Source organism: Flavobacterium supellecticarium, from assembly GCF_004801375.1.
Lineage (GTDB): Bacteria > Bacteroidota > Bacteroidia > Flavobacteriales > Flavobacteriaceae > Flavobacterium > Flavobacterium supellecticarium.
Map to the genome: position 1 here is coordinate 956,696 of NZ_SSNZ01000002.1, position 17,782 is coordinate 974,477.

At 39.0% G+C, this 17,782-nt stretch carries 15 protein-coding genes and 1 pseudogene; 3 read left to right on the top strand and 13 right to left on the bottom strand.

Annotated features, from left to right (window positions below):
* Nucleotides 1-157: 157 nt before the first annotated feature.
* The 4 genes from E6C50_RS09120 to truA all read right to left on the bottom strand — a co-directional run bounded on the left by E6C50_RS09120 (nucleotide 158) and on the right by truA (nucleotide 5,070).
* Nucleotides 158-793 carry a DUF4377 domain-containing protein gene (locus E6C50_RS09120; RefSeq protein WP_230978984.1) on the bottom strand — a complete coding sequence of 212 codons (636 nt, stop codon included), beginning with the start codon at nucleotides 791-793 and terminating at the stop codon, nucleotides 158-160.
* 202 nt (nucleotides 794-995) lie between these two features.
* Nucleotides 996-2,384, bottom strand: coding sequence for a dihydrolipoyl dehydrogenase (gene lpdA / locus E6C50_RS09125; protein WP_136402886.1), 1,389 nt, complete (start codon nucleotides 2,382-2,384; stop codon nucleotides 996-998).
* Between the two features lie 188 nt (nucleotides 2,385-2,572).
* Nucleotides 2,573-4,321 (bottom strand): ABC transporter ATP-binding protein, encoded by a 1,749-nt coding sequence (locus tag E6C50_RS09130; protein WP_136402887.1) that lies wholly within the window; start codon nucleotides 4,319-4,321, stop codon nucleotides 2,573-2,575.
* Nucleotides 4,318-5,070: a tRNA pseudouridine(38-40) synthase TruA gene (truA, locus tag E6C50_RS09135; protein ID WP_136402888.1), complete on the bottom strand. Its 753-nt coding sequence runs from the start codon at nucleotides 5,068-5,070 to the stop codon at nucleotides 4,318-4,320. The genes E6C50_RS09130 and truA overlap by 4 nt, the downstream gene beginning before the upstream one ends.
* Before the next feature lie 156 nt (nucleotides 5,071-5,226).
* Here truA and E6C50_RS09140 point away from each other — a divergent pair, with 156 nt between their 5' ends.
* The gene (locus tag E6C50_RS09140) at nucleotides 5,227-5,724 is read left to right on the top strand and encodes a metallophosphoesterase family protein (RefSeq protein ID WP_136402889.1); all 498 of its coding nucleotides are present in this window, start codon (nucleotides 5,227-5,229) and stop codon (nucleotides 5,722-5,724) included.
* Nucleotide 5,725: 1 nt separating this feature from the next.
* Here the strand turns inward: E6C50_RS09140 and E6C50_RS09145 are convergent, their stop codons facing one another.
* The 4 genes from E6C50_RS09145 to E6C50_RS09160 form a co-directional block, all read right to left on the bottom strand.
* Nucleotides 5,726-7,480, bottom strand: a complete 1,755-nt coding sequence (locus E6C50_RS09145; RefSeq protein WP_136402890.1) for a tetratricopeptide repeat-containing sensor histidine kinase — start codon at nucleotides 7,478-7,480, stop codon at nucleotides 5,726-5,728.
* A gap of 2 nt (nucleotides 7,481-7,482) precedes the next feature.
* Complete coding sequence (locus tag E6C50_RS09150; protein ID WP_136402891.1) at nucleotides 7,483-7,761, bottom strand: hypothetical protein; 279 nt, start codon at nucleotides 7,759-7,761, stop codon at nucleotides 7,483-7,485.
* A gap of 12 nt (nucleotides 7,762-7,773) precedes the next feature.
* On the bottom strand, nucleotides 7,774-8,436 hold the full coding sequence (locus E6C50_RS09155; RefSeq protein WP_136402892.1) for a response regulator: 663 nt from the start codon (nucleotides 8,434-8,436) through the stop codon (nucleotides 7,774-7,776).
* Between the two features lie 192 nt (nucleotides 8,437-8,628).
* Nucleotides 8,629-9,039: a DUF4293 domain-containing protein gene (locus E6C50_RS09160; protein ID WP_136402941.1), complete on the bottom strand. Its 411-nt coding sequence runs from the start codon at nucleotides 9,037-9,039 to the stop codon at nucleotides 8,629-8,631.
* A gap of 185 nt (nucleotides 9,040-9,224) precedes the next feature.
* On the opposite strand from E6C50_RS09160, the gene rho reads away from it, so the two are divergent.
* Nucleotides 9,225-10,973 carry a transcription termination factor Rho gene (gene rho / locus E6C50_RS09165; protein ID WP_136402893.1) on the top strand — a complete coding sequence of 583 codons (1,749 nt, stop codon included), beginning with the start codon at nucleotides 9,225-9,227 and terminating at the stop codon, nucleotides 10,971-10,973.
* A gap of 100 nt (nucleotides 10,974-11,073) precedes the next feature.
* Here the strand turns inward: rho and lgt are convergent, their stop codons facing one another.
* The 5 genes from lgt to E6C50_RS09190 all read right to left on the bottom strand — a co-directional run bounded on the left by lgt (nucleotide 11,074) and on the right by E6C50_RS09190 (nucleotide 15,182).
* Complete coding sequence (lgt, locus tag E6C50_RS09170; RefSeq protein WP_136402942.1) at nucleotides 11,074-12,003, bottom strand: prolipoprotein diacylglyceryl transferase; 930 nt, start codon at nucleotides 12,001-12,003, stop codon at nucleotides 11,074-11,076.
* Between the two features lie 85 nt (nucleotides 12,004-12,088).
* Nucleotides 12,089-12,316 (bottom strand): membrane protein insertion efficiency factor YidD, encoded by a 228-nt coding sequence (gene yidD, locus E6C50_RS09175; RefSeq protein ID WP_168732778.1) that lies wholly within the window; start codon nucleotides 12,314-12,316, stop codon nucleotides 12,089-12,091.
* A gap of 56 nt (nucleotides 12,317-12,372) precedes the next feature.
* On the bottom strand, nucleotides 12,373-13,854 hold the full coding sequence (cysS, locus tag E6C50_RS09180) for a cysteine--tRNA ligase (RefSeq protein ID WP_136402894.1): 1,482 nt from the start codon (nucleotides 13,852-13,854) through the stop codon (nucleotides 12,373-12,375).
* A 47-nt stretch (nucleotides 13,855-13,901) separates the two neighbouring features.
* Complete coding sequence (folE, locus tag E6C50_RS09185) at nucleotides 13,902-14,573, bottom strand: GTP cyclohydrolase I FolE (RefSeq protein ID WP_136402895.1); 672 nt, start codon at nucleotides 14,571-14,573, stop codon at nucleotides 13,902-13,904.
* Between the two features lie 168 nt (nucleotides 14,574-14,741).
* Nucleotides 14,742-15,182, bottom strand: coding sequence for a hypothetical protein (locus tag E6C50_RS09190; protein ID WP_136402896.1), 441 nt, complete (start codon nucleotides 15,180-15,182; stop codon nucleotides 14,742-14,744).
* Between the two features lie 211 nt (nucleotides 15,183-15,393).
* Between E6C50_RS09190 and E6C50_RS09195 the strand changes: the two are divergent.
* Nucleotides 15,394-17,782: pseudogene (locus E6C50_RS09195) on the top strand (hypothetical protein); the annotation flags it as partial.

Sequence of the window (17,782 nt, forward strand, 5' to 3'; positions counted from 1 at the left end):
TTGAAAGGATTATAATTTTTAGATGCGATAAAGTACAAAAAGTATGCGTATTATTTTGTTAAAATTTGCAATAACTAAATAAAAAAAGGTTGTTTTTTAGACAACCTTATAAATATCTGTCGGATTTTGAATATCAGACAGTCGTATTGTAATTGGATTATTTTGTACGTTTCGGAAGGTTTTCGGAGATTTTCTTTATTTTGGAAATCTCTTTAACCAGTATGCATTTTACCGATGAACCGTCGGCAGGAGGATTGTCAATTTTTTCTTCTTTGACCTCCAATACATATTCGTTACCTGCTTCATAAGTAAAACCTTCGATACCGCTATACAAGAATTCCCAGTCTTTTTGTCCGTCTTTTTTGATTAAAAAACATTTTTGTGGTGCCACACCGGTACAATCAGCTTGTTGTGACGCTACGGTAATCCGGAAGGTTTGGGTAACCGGTGTTTCGACTTTTGCCGGTAGACCTTCGGATGTTTTTGCAGTTTTCGAGATTTCGTTTACCAGAACATATTTTACAGAAGGCGCATCGGCAGGAGGATTGTCAATTTTTTCTTCGCGTACTTCCAATACATATTCGTTTCCATCTTCAAAAATAAAACCATCAATTCCATTATAAAGATTCTCCCAGTCTTTTTGGCCTTCTTTTTTAACCAACAAACATTTTTGAGGCCCTACACCAACACAGTCTGCTTCTTCGGAAGCTACTGTTAATCGTATCACTTCATTTTTGCTACAGGATGCAAATAGAAAAAGGGATACCGCTAAATACATTAGGTTTCTAAACATACTATTTGATTTTAAAGTTAATGACTTGTGGATTTTGCCTGTATCCGGTTTGTTTTGGAACATCAGGCGGTGTAGTGAAGTGAATATATTACAAATGTAGTGATTTTTGTTAAAAAAATCGTGTTAAATTTTAAAATCACCGAATAAAAAAAAGGGCTATCTCTTTTGAAACAGCCCTTTTTACTATGTTTTTTTTTGAATCTTATAAGTGAATCACTTCCCCGTATGCATCCGCAACAGCTTCCATTACCGCCTCACTCATAGTAGGGTGCGGGTGGATTGCTTTTAGGATTTCGTGACCGGTAGTTTCCAGTTTACGGGCAACTACAGCTTCAGCGATCATGTCAGTTACACCGGCACCAATCATATGGCAACCTAACCATTCACCATATTTCGCATCGAAAATAACTTTTACAAAACCGTCTGGCGTACCGGCTGCTTTCGCTTTACCGGAAGCAGAGAATGGGAATTTACCCACTTTGATTTCAAATCCTTTTTCTTTAGCTTGTTTTTCGGTCATACCTACAGAAGCAATTTCAGGAGTAGCATAGGTACATCCCGGTACATTTCCGTAATCGATTGGTTCTACGTGTAGACCAGCAATTTTTTCCACACAAAGGATTCCTTCAGCAGAAGCAACATGTGCCAATGCCTGACCCGGAACCACGTCACCGATAGCATAATACCCCGGAACATTGGTTTGGTAATAGGCGTTTACAAGGATTTTGTCTCTGTCGGTAGCGATACCTACATCTTCCAATCCGATATTTTCGATGTTGGATTTGATACCTACTGCAGAAAGTACGATATCGGCTTCCAGAATTTCTTCTCCTTTTGCTGTTTTAACCGTTGCTTTTACGCCGTTTCCAGTAGTGTCTACTTTTTCAACAGAAGCATTGGTCATGATTTTGATACCGGCTTTTTTAAGCGAACGCTCAAATTGTTTTGAGATATCTTCGTCTTCAACCGGAACGATATTTGGCATAAACTCTACGATGGTCACATCGGTTCCCATTGCGTTGTAAAAATGTGCAAATTCAACTCCGATAGCTCCGGAACCAACTACGATCATCGATTTTGGTTGTTCAGGTAACGTCATGGCCTGACGGTATCCGATTACTTTTTTACCGTCTTGAGGTAAGTTTGGTAATTCACGGGAACGCGCACCAGTAGCGATGATGATATGATCAGCAGTATACTCGGTTACTTTTCCGTCTTTATCGGTTACATCTACTTTTTTACCTGGTTTTACTTTTCCAAAACCATCGATCACATCGATTTTATTTTTTTTCATCAGGAACTGAACACCTTTGCTCATTCCTTCTGCAACACCACGGCTACGGTTGATCACAGCTCCGAAATCTTTGTCGAATTCGTTAACTGTTAATCCATAGTCGGAAGCATGTTTTAGGTAATCAAAAACCTGAGCCGATTTTAATAACGCTTTTGTTGGAATACATCCCCAGTTCAAGCAGATACCTCCCAAGTTTTCTTTTTCAATAACAGCTACTTTAAAGCCTAATTGTGAAGCTCTGATGGCGGTTACATAACCACCTGGCCCGCTTCCTAAAACAATAATATCGTATTTCATAAATGTATAATTTCAAATGAATTTTCTGCGTACGAAAATAGGGATTTATTTGTTTTCTGAAAAGATTAATCCGATCAAATTTCAAAATATCCCCAAAATGAATCCGCTAAAAATAGTGTATTGCTATTTTTAAGGCTAAATGACTGTAAAATTTTTAATTTTTCCTGTCAGAATAGCCGGTTTTCCGCTTATTCTGTAACGGCAAACTGTGAGTAATACAGGTTTTTGTAATAACCGTTATCCTTGTTTAACAATTGATAATGGGTACCTTCTTCAACGATTTCTCCTTTGTCCATTACAATGATTTTATCGGCATTGATAATCGTCGCCAATCGGTGTGCAATCACAATGGATGTTCGTCCTTTGGTGATGGTTTCGGTAGCTTTCTGAATCAATTCTTCCGAATAGGTATCGATAGACGAAGTGGCCTCATCGAGAATCAGAACACTTGGATTGCTAACATAAGCTCGTAAAAAAGCAATCAACTGCCGCTGACCGGATGATAGCATAATACCACGTTCCTTAACGTTGTAATCGTAATCACCAGGAAGACTCATGATAAAATCATGCGCGCCGATTTTCTGTGCGGCAAGGATCACATCCTCACGACTGATCTTTGGATTGTATAACGTGATATTGTTTAAAATCGAATCGGCAAATAAGAAGACATCCTGTAATACGATGGCGATTTGTTTCCGCAGACTTCCGATGGTAAATTCGGTAATCGGTGTATTATCAATGGTGATGGTACCGCTGTCGATTTCGTAAAAACGGTTCAGTAAGTTAATAATCGTTGACTTACCGGCTCCGGTTGCCCCGACAATGGCTATAGTTTCACCCGCATTGACCTTAAGATTGATACCTTTTAAAACTTCTTCCCCTTCGATATAACTGAAACGAACATTTTCAAAACGAATATCGCCTTTAAAATGTGTCGCTTCCACGGTTCCCGAAGTTTGTAGGTGATCATCAATATCCAATACTTCAAAAACCCTTTCGGCAGCGATGATACCCATTTGCATCACATTGAATTTATCCGCAATTTGACGTAACGGGTTAAATAACATGTTGATCAACATTGTATAGGCAAACAGATCTCCAAAAGTAGTAGCGCTATCGCCACTGATGATGTTTAGACCGCCATACCAGATAATACAACCTAAAGTCACAGACGATACAATATCGGCTATCGGGAAAAAGATCGAGTTGTACAGGATATTTTTTAACCAGGCATCGTTGTGTTTCTGGTTGATCACTTTAAATTTTTCATATTCAATCGCCTCGCGGTTAAAGAGCTGTACGATTTTCATTCCGGTAACGCGCTCCTGTACAAATGTATTGAGGTTACCCACCTGATTTCGTACTTCTTCGAAAGCGATTTTCATTTTTTGCTGAAAAATACGGGTGGCATATAATAATACCGGCATACCCAGAATAACGATACAACTGAGTTTCCAGTTCATATAAAACATGATACCCAAAATCACGACCATTTTTAGCAGGTCGCTGACAATCATAAATAATCCCTGACTAAAAATACTGGCAATCGACTCGATATCGGAAACGGAACGGGTCACCAGTTTTCCTACGGGTTCATTGTCGAAATATTTCATTTTGAAGTTGCTGATATGGCGGAAGAGTTTTTCGCGGATATCTTTCACAATATCTTGTCCGAGCCAGTTGGCCCAGTATACAAAATAAAACTGCGAAGCCACCTCAAGGAGTAATATCACCGCCATCAGCAGGATAAAAAGCAGGAGTCCTTTGGAATCGTGTGTTGTCAGATAACGGTCTACCGTTTCTTTTAACATATAAGGGCGTAATGCGGCAAATATCGACAACGATATCGCCCAGACAATAACAGCGTTAAACCGTCCCTGATAGGGTTTGGCAAAGCGCATTACTTTTTTTAAAGAAATAGATTTTATGGCTTTCATAGGGAATGGCGCTCTTGTATATAGGGATAAACAACCCGGGTAAGGTAAAGTCCGTGTGCCGGAACGGAAAAGCCGGCTTTACTACGGTTTTTACTTTCGATAATTTGTCGGAACTCGTCCAGTGTTGTTTTCCCAAGTCCAATTTTAATTAAAGTTCCCACTATGGCGCGGACCATGTTTCGCAAAAAGCGGTCGGCACTAATAGTAAAAACTAATTTTGTACCGTTTTGTTGCCAATACGCCTCGGTAATAGTGCAGTTAAAAGTACGCACATCGGTATGTACTTTCGAAAAGCACTCGAAGTCGGTATAGTCAAACAGCAATTGCGATGCTTGATTCATGGCTTCCACGTTTAATGGATGGAAATGGAACCAGCTACCTTCATTTTCAAAAGGATCTTTAAAAAGATGGATATGGTATTCGTAGGTTCTGCCAGTAGCGTCGAAACGGGCATGGGCTTCGTCATGTAGCGGGATAAAGCGGTAAACGGCGATATCTTTCGGTAAAAACGAATTTAATTTTTGTACCCAGCGATCCGAATCCAAAATTTGGTCAAAATCAAAATGGGCATACATTTGCCGCGCGTGTACACCGGTATCGGTTCTTCCGGCTCCAACAAGTTCGATCTCCTGTTTCAATAAAAGCGATAAAGCCTTATTTAACGTTTCCTGAACCGATATGGCGTCCGGCTGATACTGCCAGCCATGATAATTCTTTCCGTTATAAGCGAATTCTATGAAATACCTCAAAGTTCAATTTCCAGATTAATACAAAAAGAACAAAGATACGGGAATTCGAGAACTGACAAATTTGAAAATACCATAATTTTAAGTTAAAACACGGTTAAGTATGATTATTTTTGTGGGAATTTGTAGAAGTACGTGCCACGTTAAAAAAGACTCGTTGTGAAAAAGATTTTACTGCTTTCGGATACGCACAGCCATATGGATGCGACCATTTTAAAATATGTAGACCAGGCCGATGAAGTCTGGCATGCCGGCGATATCGGCGATTTGTCGGTTACCGATGCGATAAAAGAACGCAAACCGTTGCGTGCCGTTTATGGGAACATTGATGATGGAAAAGCTCGGCTGGAGTTTCCACTACACAATCGTTTTTTCTGTGAAGACGTGGATGTTTGGATCACGCATATTGGTGGTTATCCGGGAAAATACAATCCGGCGATCCGTACGGAAATCAAAACCAATCCTCCGAAATTATTTATTTGCGGACATTCGCATATTTTAAAAGTACAATTTGATAAAGAACTGAATTTGTTGCATATGAATCCCGGAGCAGCCGGAACGCATGGATTTCACCAGATGCGTACAATGTTGCGATTTGAAATCGACGGTGAAAAAATTCAGAAACTGGAAGTTATTGAAATCGGGAAAAGAGGCTGATTTAATCCGGAAGTTCCACTTTTATATAGATTAGCGTTCCGGTATTTGGTTTGGAATTAATCGTGATACTTCCTTTCATACTTCTTATCCGGGCTTTGATCTGTGTTAGTCCGAAACCTTCTTTATGTTCGGTTTTTTTGGTGTCAAAACCAGTGCCATTGTCTTCTACATTAATAAAAAGCTGCTTGTTGTTTTGTTCGACCGAAATAAAAGCTTTTGATGCCTGACTGTGTTTGATGATGTTGTTGAGTAATTCGGCTACGATAAAATACATCTTCATTTCGAATTCACTGTTATAGCGGCTGTCTTTTGCGATATGATTGGTGAATTCAAACTGGATCAGGGTATTGGAATTTTTTTCGCATAAATCCTGTAAAGCCGATAAAAGGCCTAGTTTTTCCAATACAGGCGGAATTAATGTATGTGACAGATCGCGGATTTTATCGTGCGCTTCCTTGATAATGGCTTTGGTTTTGATCAGTTCTGGTGATGATTCGTCCAGATGGTTGGTTTCGTAGGCCATTAAATGCAAACTCGCCGACGATAGTAGTGCGCTTATGCTATCGTGGAGAATTCCGGCAATTCGTTTTCGTTCGAACTCCTGCCCGTCGATGGTCGCATTGATAATGTTTTGCTGAATTTTATTATTCACATCTTTGAGTTTATTTTTTTGTTTCAAACGCATATTCTGGTAAAAGAAATAGAAGAGAATACTACAAAAGGCAAACAGCGTAATAAAAATATACAGCAGCTTTTTGTTGCGAGCTTCTTTGTCTTTTAGCAACTGCTCTTTGGTTTTGTAGGTGTCTTCAATTTTGTAAATCTTGTATTTTGTTTCCGTATCCCGTAATTCCGAACTCACTCTTTCGTTAAACAAAGCATCCGTGTTGTCGATGTATTTGTTCAGATAAATATTCGCCTTCTGAAAATCGTTCATTTTTTCGTAGACATACGACAGATTCAGATACGTATCGGAAGTCGACAGGGAAATGGTATCATTTGGTTTTGATGCAAGAATTTCTAAAAACAGTTTTTCCGCTTTTTTGTAATTCTTTTCAACTTCCAGATAATAGTAGGCGATATTATTACGGGTATTGTTCAGACTATTCAAATTTTGTGAAGCCTTGGCGTATAGCAATGTAGTATCGAGGTACTTTTTGGCTTTTTCGTATTCTTTTGTTTTAAGATAATAGGCGGCAAAATTGCTGTAGCCAATATATTTCTGATGATTGGTACCATTGTTTTTGGCAATGTGTAAAATGCGCTTCATGTAAAAACGAGCGCTGTCCAGATTGTTTTTTTCGGTAAAAATTTTAAACAGGCCTTGTTGTGCCGAGGCTGATAAGGTGTCATTTTCCTGTGCATAGGCACTTTTTTCACTTTTTCGGAGGTAATATATCGCTTGTTTGATGTTTTTGGTTTGTTCGAAACAAATCCCGATATGTTTTAAAATAATAGCTTCCTGTAGGTTAAGCTTTTCTTTTTCGGCAATCTGAAGCGCGTTAAATAGTATTTTTGTCGCCTTGGAATAATCTTTCAGGCGGGTATATATCTGCGCTTTGTGAATGCTTTTATGACATAATTCGGTATAATTTTTATCGTGGTATAATAACTCCGATTCCCGTTGCAGGTAGCGTAATGCTTTTAGTTCCTGATGACGCTCCAGATAATAATCGGTCGAGTCGCTACCGCTTGGGATTTGTCCCCAAAAAGTGCCACTACACAGAAAAATAAAAAATACGATACTATTTTTCAATATCAGATCTCGATTATAATTTTAGGTTTGGTGGCGGTAACGCCATCCTGAGTTTGTGTTACGTCAATTTTTAATTGATCATTATACGGTATTATCGTTTCATTACGGGTAATGAAGTTGGACGATGGCTTTTGTGCCATGCTCAGTATAATATCGATATGATTTTTGGATGTTGCACTATCAAAATAATACGTATAGCTGCAATTATCCGGAAAAGTGATCAACAGATCAAATGAATTGTTTCCATTGTCACGTACTTCATGTTTTTTTAGTAAGGCCATAGCGATGTAGATTTATTGGTTGATTAAATTATTACGTATAGCAAATTTTACAAGTCCTATGGTATTTTTTACGTTCAGTTTTTTAATCAGGTTTTTGCGGTGTGTTTCGACGGTATTGGTACTGATAAAAAGTGCTTCGCTGATTTCTTTGCCGCTATATTCTTTGGAGATTAGTTTTAAGATTTCAAGTTCCCGGTCGGTTATTAAAAGTAACAGGTCGCTGTTGTCGATCGATTTATCGTTTCCGATTCCGGTAAAAGACAGGAATATTTTTTCCCGAATGGCTTTGGAATAATATTCTTCGCCTTTGCTGACACAAGTGATGGCGTCCACAATGTTTTCGCTGGCGCATTGCTTGGTAAGGTAGCCTTTGGCGCCCAGTTGAATTACTTCCTTGATTAGTTTTACATCGTCATAACTCGACAAAACAATCACATGGCAGGGAAATCCTTTCTGAGCAAACTCTTTTAAGACTTCGATACCGTCTTTGCAAGGCATATTAATATCGATAACCAAAACATCGACCGACTGGGTATAGATTTTATCCAATAATTCGGTTCCGTTAAGGGAATAGCCAACGACCTCGAAATTCTTGTTTGTTTTTAAAACAGCAAGAATTCCTTCGATTAGCACCAGATGGTCATCGGCAAGGTGAATACGTATTTTGTTATTCATTGCTGTTATTTTTACTCAAATTTACTATTAATTGTGTTATATTTTTGATTTATATTTAATTAATTTAGTTTGTTATTATGAATAAACGATAAAAGGAAGGGAATAAACGATGAGTGGTTTAGGGTAGAAATAAAAAAACCGGATCTGTTTTGATCCGGTTTTTTAACGCACTAATAAACTAAGATGATAGGTTTATCGTAATCGGTCTACAGATTTTACAAGATCTTCATCCTTCTTGATGGCTTTATTGGCTAAGACCAAAAAAACGATAGAAACAATAGGAAGAAACATCCCAATACCTTTCTCAGAAACTTGCGTTTCTCCAGATAAATTTAGTGAGCGATACACAAATAATCCTAGTAATATAACGTTTGATATCATATTTAACCGGTTCATTACAAACTGGTTTTGTCTGTTTTTATAACTAAAGATACTAATCAACGAAAGTGTTGTACTTAAACCGAAAAGCGATACATAAACCAGATTGGTCATGAAAAATACTTTTTCACCGGCAGGATTTGTCCAAAGCGGAAAAACAAAAGGTAGTATTCCCGAGAAGACAAAAGCGATAAAAAGGTAAACGGTTTGAATTCGTTGTAACATTGCGATGTGTAATTGTTGAGCAAAAATAGCATTTCTTTTTTTAAAAATAGGATATGAAACAAAATAAATTCGTATTATTGCATAGTCAAACCGTAAGTACTTCATTTTGCGGTTCTTTCATTTCACAAAAATATACTACCCAAATTTAGATCTACATTACATTTAATTTAACGAGAAAACGATTCATGTTTGATATTTCTGTATTAAAAGAAATGAAGCTCGCTGAGCTTCAAGAGATTGCGAAGATTGCTAAAATTAATAAGTATCGAAACCTAAAGAAAGACGAATTAATTTATCAGATTCTAGATCATCAGGCAACAAACCCGGAAGTTGTAAAACCGGCTTTAAAAGAAGAAACGCCTGCGGCAGAGGGTAAAGTTAAAAGGGCAAGAATAGCAAAACCACAAAGGGAGACTAAAAAAGAAAGCAATCCGCTTCCTGTTGCCGTTAAAGAGACCAATGTAAAGGCAGAAGCAGTAATTGCGGCCCCGAAAGAAGCAGAAGTGAGCCCTTCAGAAAAAAACAAAGAGAAAGCAACTCCGGAAGTTACAGAACCGAAAAAGGAAAATAGCTTTACCAAGAAAAAGGATTTCCAGCAAAAACAGCGCTTTATAAAAGATAATAACTCCAAAACACCAGCGCAACCACAGGCAAACGCATCCCAGCAACAATCCCGCCAGCAAAATCAGGAAGAAACCCCGACAGAGGGCGTAACCGAAAAACCACAAACCAACACCAATCAGGGGAATTCTCAAAATCAGAATACCAATCCAAACCAGAAAAACAAAAAACAAAATTTCAGAGAACCGGATTATGAGTTTGACGGAATTATTGAAAGTGAAGGTGTGTTGGAAATGATGCCGGATGGTTACGGTTTTTTACGTTCTTCGGATTATAATTACCTGGCTTCTCCGGATGATATTTACCTGTCGCAATCCCAGATTCGTCTGTTTGGATTAAAAACGGGTGATACGGTAAAAGGAGTGGTGCGTCCGCCAAAAGAAGGGGAGAAATATTTTCCATTGGTGCGCGTGTTAAAAATCAACGGACATGACCCTCAGGTGGTTCGTGATCGTGTTTCTTTTGAGCATTTGACACCTTTATTCCCGGAAGAAAAATTCAAACTGGCAGAAAAGCAAAGTACAATTTCAACACGTATTATCGATTTGTTTTCACCAATAGGAAAAGGACAGCGTGGTATGATCGTGGCGCAGCCTAAGACGGGGAAAACCATGCTTTTAAAAGATATTGCCAATACCATTGCGGCCAATCATCCGGAAGTATACCTGATTGTATTGCTTATTGACGAACGACCGGAAGAGGTTACCGACATGCAGCGAAGTGTACGCGGAGAGGTAATTGCATCGACTTTTGATGAGCCGGCAGAACGTCACGTAAAAGTGGCTAATATTGTCTTGGAAAAAGCAAAACGTCTGGTAGAATGCGGACATGATGTGGTGATTCTTTTGGATTCGATTACACGTCTGGCGCGAGCGTACAATACGGTTCAGCCTGCGTCTGGTAAGGTATTGAGTGGTGGAGTTGATGCGAATGCGTTACAGAAACCAAAACGTTTCTTCGGAGCAGCCCGTAATATCGAAAACGGAGGTTCTTTGAGTATTATTGCTACGGCATTAACCGAAACCGGTTCTAAAATGGATGAAGTGATCTTTGAAGAATTTAAAGGTACCGGTAATATGGAGCTTCAATTGGATCGAAAGATTGCCAACAAACGTATTTTCCCGGCTATCGATCTGACATCATCAAGCACGCGTCGCGATGACTTGTTATTGGATGAAGGAACGATTCAGCGTATGTGGATTATGCGTAAATATCTGGCGGATATGAACCCGGTAGAAGCGATGGATTTTATCAACGACCGATTTAAGAAAACCCGAAACAACGAAGAGTTCCTGATTTCGATGAATGATTAACGAACAGGAATTCTATATAAAAAAGGCTGCTTCAAATTTGAAGCAGCCTTTTTTATTTGGTGTTAACCCGATAGGTTTTCGAAACCGTCAGGTTTAAAAATTATGCAACAGGATCTTGTTTTTTAGCGCGGATCAATAGAATAAGACCTACTATGATAAATGGGATACTTAACCACTGACCGGTTGAGAATAGCCCTAATTCGTTTTCGAAACCACCTTGACTTTCTTTTACGTATTCTACAATAAAACGTACCGTCCAAAGTAATACCAGGAACAAACCGAACAGGAAGCCTAATTTCTCACGTACATTCGTTTTCCAGTACAGGAAGAAAAGGATCAGGAATACAAAAATATACCCGAATGCTTCGTATAACTGTGCCGGGTGTTTAGGGATTACATTTTCCAATAGCGGCGCGAATTGCGGATTGCTTTCGATGGCTTTATAGGCTTCGGTGGCATTGTTGATATTGGTTAATCGCATGGCTTCGCCCGGAGTGTATTTGTCCTGAATAAAGCGGATTCCCATTGAAGATGCTGTTTCGTGTCCTACGATTTCGGAATTAAAAAAGTTACCCAAACGAACAAAAATACCACCACAGGTAACCGGAATAATAATACGGTCTAAAATCCATAATATTGGTTTGTGGATGATTTTTTTGCTGTAGTAGTACATTACCAGGATGATGGCAATAGCGGCGCCGTGGCTGGCCAATCCGGCAAATCCGGTAAATTCGAAATGCGGCTCAAAACGGAATGGTAATAAAATTTCCAGTTTGTGATCTTTAAAATAATCCCAATCGTAGAAGAATACATGTCCCAGTCGGGCACCGATTAAAGTTGCGAATACGGTATAAATAAAAAGAGAGTCCAGTTTTTCGATTGGAATATTTTCTCTTTCGTAGATATGTTTCATAATATACCATCCTAATCCAAAGGCAATTACAAACATCAGACTGTAATAGCGAACGGTAAAAAAGCCTAAATCAATTCCGTGTGAAGGATTCCAGACGAATTGTAAAGCGTGTGTCATCATAGTATTATGTGCTTATATTTTGGTAAAAATAGAGAAATGTGAGCGAACGATACTCATATTTAAGGGAAATTTAAAGATTAAATCACGGAACGGGATCGTAACCTTTTCCGCCCCAGGGATTGCAGCTGATAATTCTTTTTGCGGCGAGCCAGCTCCCTTTAAAAAGTCCGTGTTTTTGTAAGGCTTCGAGCGAATATTGCGAACAGGTAGGCGAATAACGACAAACAGAGGGTGTAAAAGGTGAGATCGCCACCTGATAAAAACGGATGATCCAGATAAAAGGCGTGATGAGTATTTTTCGAATGGTCATGGGTGTTTAAAATAAAAATGATGAAGTGGGTGGCTTCATCATTTTGGTTGTATATTTTAGTTTAACGAGAAGGAAGTACCTTCTTTTCCGTCTTTTAATTGAATGCCTAAAGCAATTAACTGATCCCGGATCTGATCGGATAGTGCAAAGTTTTTATTGGCTCTGGCTTCGTTTCGCATACCAATCAACATGTTGATAACACCTTCGAGTTTTCCGTTTTCGGCATCATCTGCTTTTTCATTTTTCAGACCTAAAACGTCAAAAACAAAGGCTTTGATTGCTTTTTTAAATTGCTCCAGATCGGCTGCGTTTAAACTTTCTTTACCGTCTTTTACTAAGTTGATATAGCGAACGGCTTCAAAAAGCTGTGCGATCAGGATCGGACTGTTAAAGTCGTCGTTCATGGCGTCATAACAAGCCTGTTTCCATTGATTGATGTCTAAAGTGGACGTTGCTTCCGGTTGGATATTTCCCAACGCGTCGATCGCTTCCATTAGTCGGTTAAAACCTTTTTCGGATGCTAATATTGCTTCATCCGAAAAATCAAGGATACTTCTGTAATGCGCCTGTAGGATAAAGAAACGGGCTACGGCTGGTGAAAAAGCTTTGCTTAAAACTGTGTTTTCGCCTGAAAATAATTCTCTTGGAAGAATGTTGTTTCCGGTCGATTTAGCCATTTTTTTGCCGTTTAGTGTAAGCATATTGGCATGCATCCAATAGTTTACCGGCGAATGACCTGTACAGGCTTCGTTTTGAGCAATTTCACATTCGTGGTGTGGGAATTTTAAATCCATTCCACCACCGTGAATATCGAATTTTTCGCCCAGATATTTCGTACTCATAGCGGTACATTCCAAATGCCATCCCGGAAAACCATCGCCCCATGGTGAAGGCCAACGCATAATGTGTTGCGGCTCGGCATTTTTCCATAAGGCAAAATCCTGTGGGTTCTTTTTGTCTGACTGGCCATCTAGGTCGCGGGTGTTGGCAATCATATCATCGATATTACGGCCACTCAAAATTCCGTAGTGGTGCGATTCGTTGAATTTAACCACGTCAAAATAAACAGAGCCGTTTACCACATAGGCAAAGCCGTTGTCGATTATCTGTTTGATGATCTCAATCTGTTCGATGATATGTCCGGTGGCTGTTGGTTCGATACTGGGCGTCAGGTTGTTGAAAAGCTCCAGAATCTGGTGAAAATCCACTGTATATTTTTGTACGACCTCCATTGGTTCGATCTGGTCGATACGCGCTTTTTTGGCGATTTTGTCTTCGCCATCATCTTCGTCGTCCACCAAATGTCCAACATCGGTAATATTACGTACATAACGCACTTTGTAGCCAAGATGCTTTAAATAACGATAGATTAAATCAAAAGAGATAAAAGTTCTACAATTTCCCAAATGTACATTACTGTAAACCGTTGGTCCACAAACATACATTCCGACATTTCCCTCGTGAATAGGAGTGAAAAGTTCTTTTTCCCCGGAAAGAGAATTGTAAATCTTCAAATTCTGATTTTGATATAATTGCATCGTATACTATTTGTTATTTAATATATTTAATTGTCTAAAATAGCAAATTAAAATTGAGTGTCCAGCTTAATATAGTCTAAAAACTCACGGCGTACCTTATCTTCTTTAAATTTTCCGCCAAATTCGGCCGTAACGGTACTACTTTCGATATCGCGGATTCCACGTGAATTCACGCACAGGTGCTTGGCATCGATAACGCAGGCTACATCCTGTGTGTTTAGTACGCGTTGTAATTCCTGTACAATTTGAATGGTTAAACGCTCCTGAACCTGTGGTCTTTTAGCAAAAAAATCGACAATACGGTTCATTTTGGATAATCCCACTACAGTACCATTGGAAATATAGGCTACGTGCGCGCGACCTACAATAGGCAATAAGTGGTGTTCACAAGTCGAATAAACAGTGATGTTTTTTTCAACCAGCATTTCACCGTATTTGTATTTGTTGTCAAAAGTGGATGAGCTTGGTTTTTTAGCAGGATTCAATCCGCCGAAAATTTCCTTAACAAACATTTTAGCAACACGGTTTGGTGTTCCTTTCAGACTATCGTCGGTTAAGTCAAGACCTAGAGTATTTAAGATGCTTTCAACGTCTTTTTTGATAGCATTTATTTTTTCTTCATCGGATATTTCAAAAGCATCAGGACGTAATGGTGTTTCAGCGCTGGATGCGATGTGATTGTCACCCATTTCGTCGTGCAAATCATCATTATGGATCATTATGTAGAATTTTAGAGTAAAAAAATTAGCTGCAAAGATAATTAATAAACTTGATTTTGTATTCGGATTCCTACTGTAAATTGTGTTTTAAATGTTAATCATTTAATAAAATAAAAAAAGGTTAAACAAAATGCTTAACCTTATATAGTAAATAGTCGTTGAGAACTATTATTTATTTTTACAAGAACCATCAGGATTAAGGTGTTTTTTGCAATAGCTGCTCCAGGAAAAACATTGCCATGCTGTTTTTTCACCGTTGTTTAAAACCACTCTCCAACGAAACCATTTTGCAGCCAGTGTTCCGGTTGTAAATGGCGTATTGAAAGTATAGGTGTTTCCTGTTTTGGAAAAGTTAGCGGTTAAGGCCGGGTCATTTGATTTGTAAAAAACAGGTTTTTCCAATAGCTTGGAGTCGTCAATACCACAGGCGTTATTTTGTAATTCAAGGGTGTAGCCGCCTGTAAGATTTTGAGAGGTGCTTACTTTTAAAGTGGCGATATCGGAAGTGTTTTCAGATGATAATACCAGATCCGAACTGCTTTGTGCAAATAGGGAAGAGGTAAACAAGAAAAATAATCCAATCAAGCCGTTTGTATACAATTTTCTCATGATTCGTTTTTTGGTTAAAAAATTAGAATGTAAAGCTAGAAAAAAAAATGAGATGACCTATAGTGTGTTAATTTTTTTAACTAGGTTGGTCTATTTTGTTACGAAGTTTTATTTAAAATGTTAATTTTTATGATGAATAAATTTTTTTAAGGCGATAAAGTTAATTGTTTCTTAATTTTATGTAAATTTCGCGTTCCAAAAAACTAATACAATGAGAAACAATTATCTATTATTGTTATTGGTTTATGTCTTTTCGATTAATCTCTATGCACAAGCACCTGGTTGTGCGAATGTTAAAGGGGGAGATGTAAACGGTAACCCGGTTGCGACCATTTGTAATCCTGGCGAATGCAGGCAAATCAAAGCAACCTATTTAGAAACGGGAGGTACTAATACTTATACGGTTTCTTCAATCCCGTATGCGCCACCATTCCCTTTTGTGGGAGGTAATGCCATTCCGATCATCGCCGATGATGACTGGTCACAGATTATTAACTTAGGTTTTAAATTCTGTTTCTTTAACCAGTCTTATACTAAAGCGTTGATCTGTGATAACGGGGCACTTTCGTTTAGTATTGCCGGAGCAGGTGGTACTCCAGGTGGATTGTATACACCGGGATCAGACAGTGGCTATTCTTTTAATACGCAAATTCCGCAAAGTGCGTCAGATGTTCCTTATCGAAATGCCGTTTTTGGAGTATTACAGGATTTGAATCCAACGCAATCACCAGCGAATCACTCGATTAACTATCAGATTATAGGACAAGCGCCATGTAGAACGCTTGTTTTTAATATTTATGAAATGGGCCACTATTCTTGTGGTGTTTCTCAAGGAACTCAGACGAGTCAGATGGTACTTTACGAAACAACAAACGTTATTGAAGTTTATGTTAAAAGAAGAACATCTTGTACGACATTTAACTATGGTTCCGGATTAATTGGAATCCAGAATCAGGCCGGTAATGTGGGATATACCCCGCCGGGAAGAAATACAGGAACCTGGAGTGTTTTAACTCCGGAAGCTTGGCGTTTTACACCATCGGGACCATCTAATGTAACGTTCCAATGGTTGGATGCAAACGGAAACCCGCTTAGTACCAATACCACAATGACGGTTTGTCCTCTACAAACAACAGTTTATACAGCAGAAGCTACCTATACCGCTTGTGATGGAACTAAAACAGTTGTACGTGATTATGTAACCGTACCGGTTAGTACCTTTGATATTAACGAACCAAATGACTTGAACAAATGTCCGGACGACCCGAGTTGTTGGGATTTAACACCAAATAATGCAGTTGTATTGGGTACCTTAAACCCGGCAGATTATCTGGTTACCTATTATCCAACTCAGGCGGATGCCGAAAATGAGTTTAACTGGATTGATGATCCAACGTGCTATAATCCGGCAGCCGGAAATAACTTCGTATATGTAAGGGTGAATGATCCGAATTCAGATTGTTATAAAATCAAAGAATTTGAATTGATTCGCGGTGGAGCAACACCTCCTGCGTTTACACCGGTTGGTCCACTTTGTTTAAATACGACACCACCAACATTGCCTACAACTTCTAATGATGGAATTACAGGATCATGGAGTCCGCTAACAGTAAGTACGAGTGCAGTTGGTACAACTACTTATACTTTTACACCAGATCCGGCACAGTGTGCAAGTCCAACAACTATGGATATTCAGGTGATTGCAGAGCCTACGGCAAGTATTACCGGATCGACTATCTGTAAGAACACTTCAGGTACGCTTACCGTAACGGGTACGCCTAATGCATCTGTAGATTATTCAGTAGGCGGAACTACAACAACAATTACATTGGATGCTTCGGGATCGGCGACTATTACAACACCGGTTTTAACAGCAACAACTACTTATACTTTAGTAAGTGTAACATCGGCAGGGACAACTCCTTGTTCGAAAACATTAAACATATCGGCTGATGTAACGGTTCTGGAATTACCAACAGCTACCATCAGCGGAACGACTACGATCTGTGCAAACCAGACGGCAGTTATCAGCTTTACCGGTACACCGGGAGCAACTGTAAACTATGATGTAGACGGATCAGCAGGAAGTGTTACCTTAAATGCATCCGGAAACGGATCGGTAACAACGCCACCATTAACGGTTAATAGTACGTATACATTAGTGAGTGTAATTACAAATGGTATAACACCACAATGTAGTCAGACAGTAACCGGAAGTGCTACCGTTACTATTGCCGCACAACCAACGGCTACTATTTCTGGAAGTACAACAATTTGTTCTGGTAGTACAGCTGTATTAACGTTCAACGGAACCCCAAATACAATTGTTACCTATAATAATGGTACCGCTAATGCAACGGTAACTTTGGATGCTGCCGGAGATGGAAGTGTTACAGTAGGACCATTAACAGCAACTACAACGTATAATTTAGTAAGTGTAAGCACTCAGGGAACTTCTCCATGTGTTGAGTCATTAACCGGCAGTGTTACAATCACAGTAAACCCATTACCAACAGCAACAATCAGTGCACCGGCATTAATTTGTTCTGGTGATACCGCTGTTGTGACTTTTACAGGGCCAGCTAACGGAACGGTTACGT

Excerpts from the sequence above, each read along its gene's own strand:
- E6C50_RS09160 (WP_136402941.1), bottom strand. The coding sequence starts at position 9,039 with ATGTTACAACGAATTCAAACCGTTTACCTTTTTATCGCTTTTGTCTTC.
- lpdA (WP_136402886.1), bottom strand. The coding sequence starts at position 2,384 with ATGAAATACGATATTATTGTTTTAGGAAGCGGGCCAGGTGGTTATGTA.
- E6C50_RS09120 (WP_230978984.1), bottom strand. The coding sequence starts at position 793 with ATGTTTAGAAACCTAATGTATTTAGCGGTATCCCTTTTTCTATTTGCA.
- cysS (WP_136402894.1), bottom strand. The coding sequence starts at position 13,854 with ATGCAATTATATCAAAATCAGAATTTGAAGATTTACAATTCTCTTTCC.
- yidD (WP_168732778.1), bottom strand. The coding sequence starts at position 12,316 with ATGACCATTCGAAAAATACTCATCACGCCTTTTATCTGGATCATCCGT.
- E6C50_RS09155 (WP_136402892.1), bottom strand. The coding sequence starts at position 8,436 with ATGAATAACAAAATACGTATTCACCTTGCCGATGACCATCTGGTGCTA.
- folE (WP_136402895.1), bottom strand. The coding sequence starts at position 14,573 with ATGATCCATAATGATGATTTGCACGACGAAATGGGTGACAATCACATC.
- rho (WP_136402893.1), top strand. The coding sequence starts at position 9,225 with ATGTTTGATATTTCTGTATTAAAAGAAATGAAGCTCGCTGAGCTTCAA.
- E6C50_RS09190 (WP_136402896.1), bottom strand. The coding sequence starts at position 15,182 with ATGAGAAAATTGTATACAAACGGCTTGATTGGATTATTTTTCTTGTTT.
- lgt (WP_136402942.1), bottom strand. The coding sequence starts at position 12,003 with ATGACACACGCTTTACAATTCGTCTGGAATCCTTCACACGGAATTGAT.
- E6C50_RS09130 (WP_136402887.1), bottom strand. The coding sequence starts at position 4,321 with ATGAAAGCCATAAAATCTATTTCTTTAAAAAAAGTAATGCGCTTTGCC.
- E6C50_RS09150 (WP_136402891.1), bottom strand. The coding sequence starts at position 7,761 with ATGGCCTTACTAAAAAAACATGAAGTACGTGACAATGGAAACAATTCA.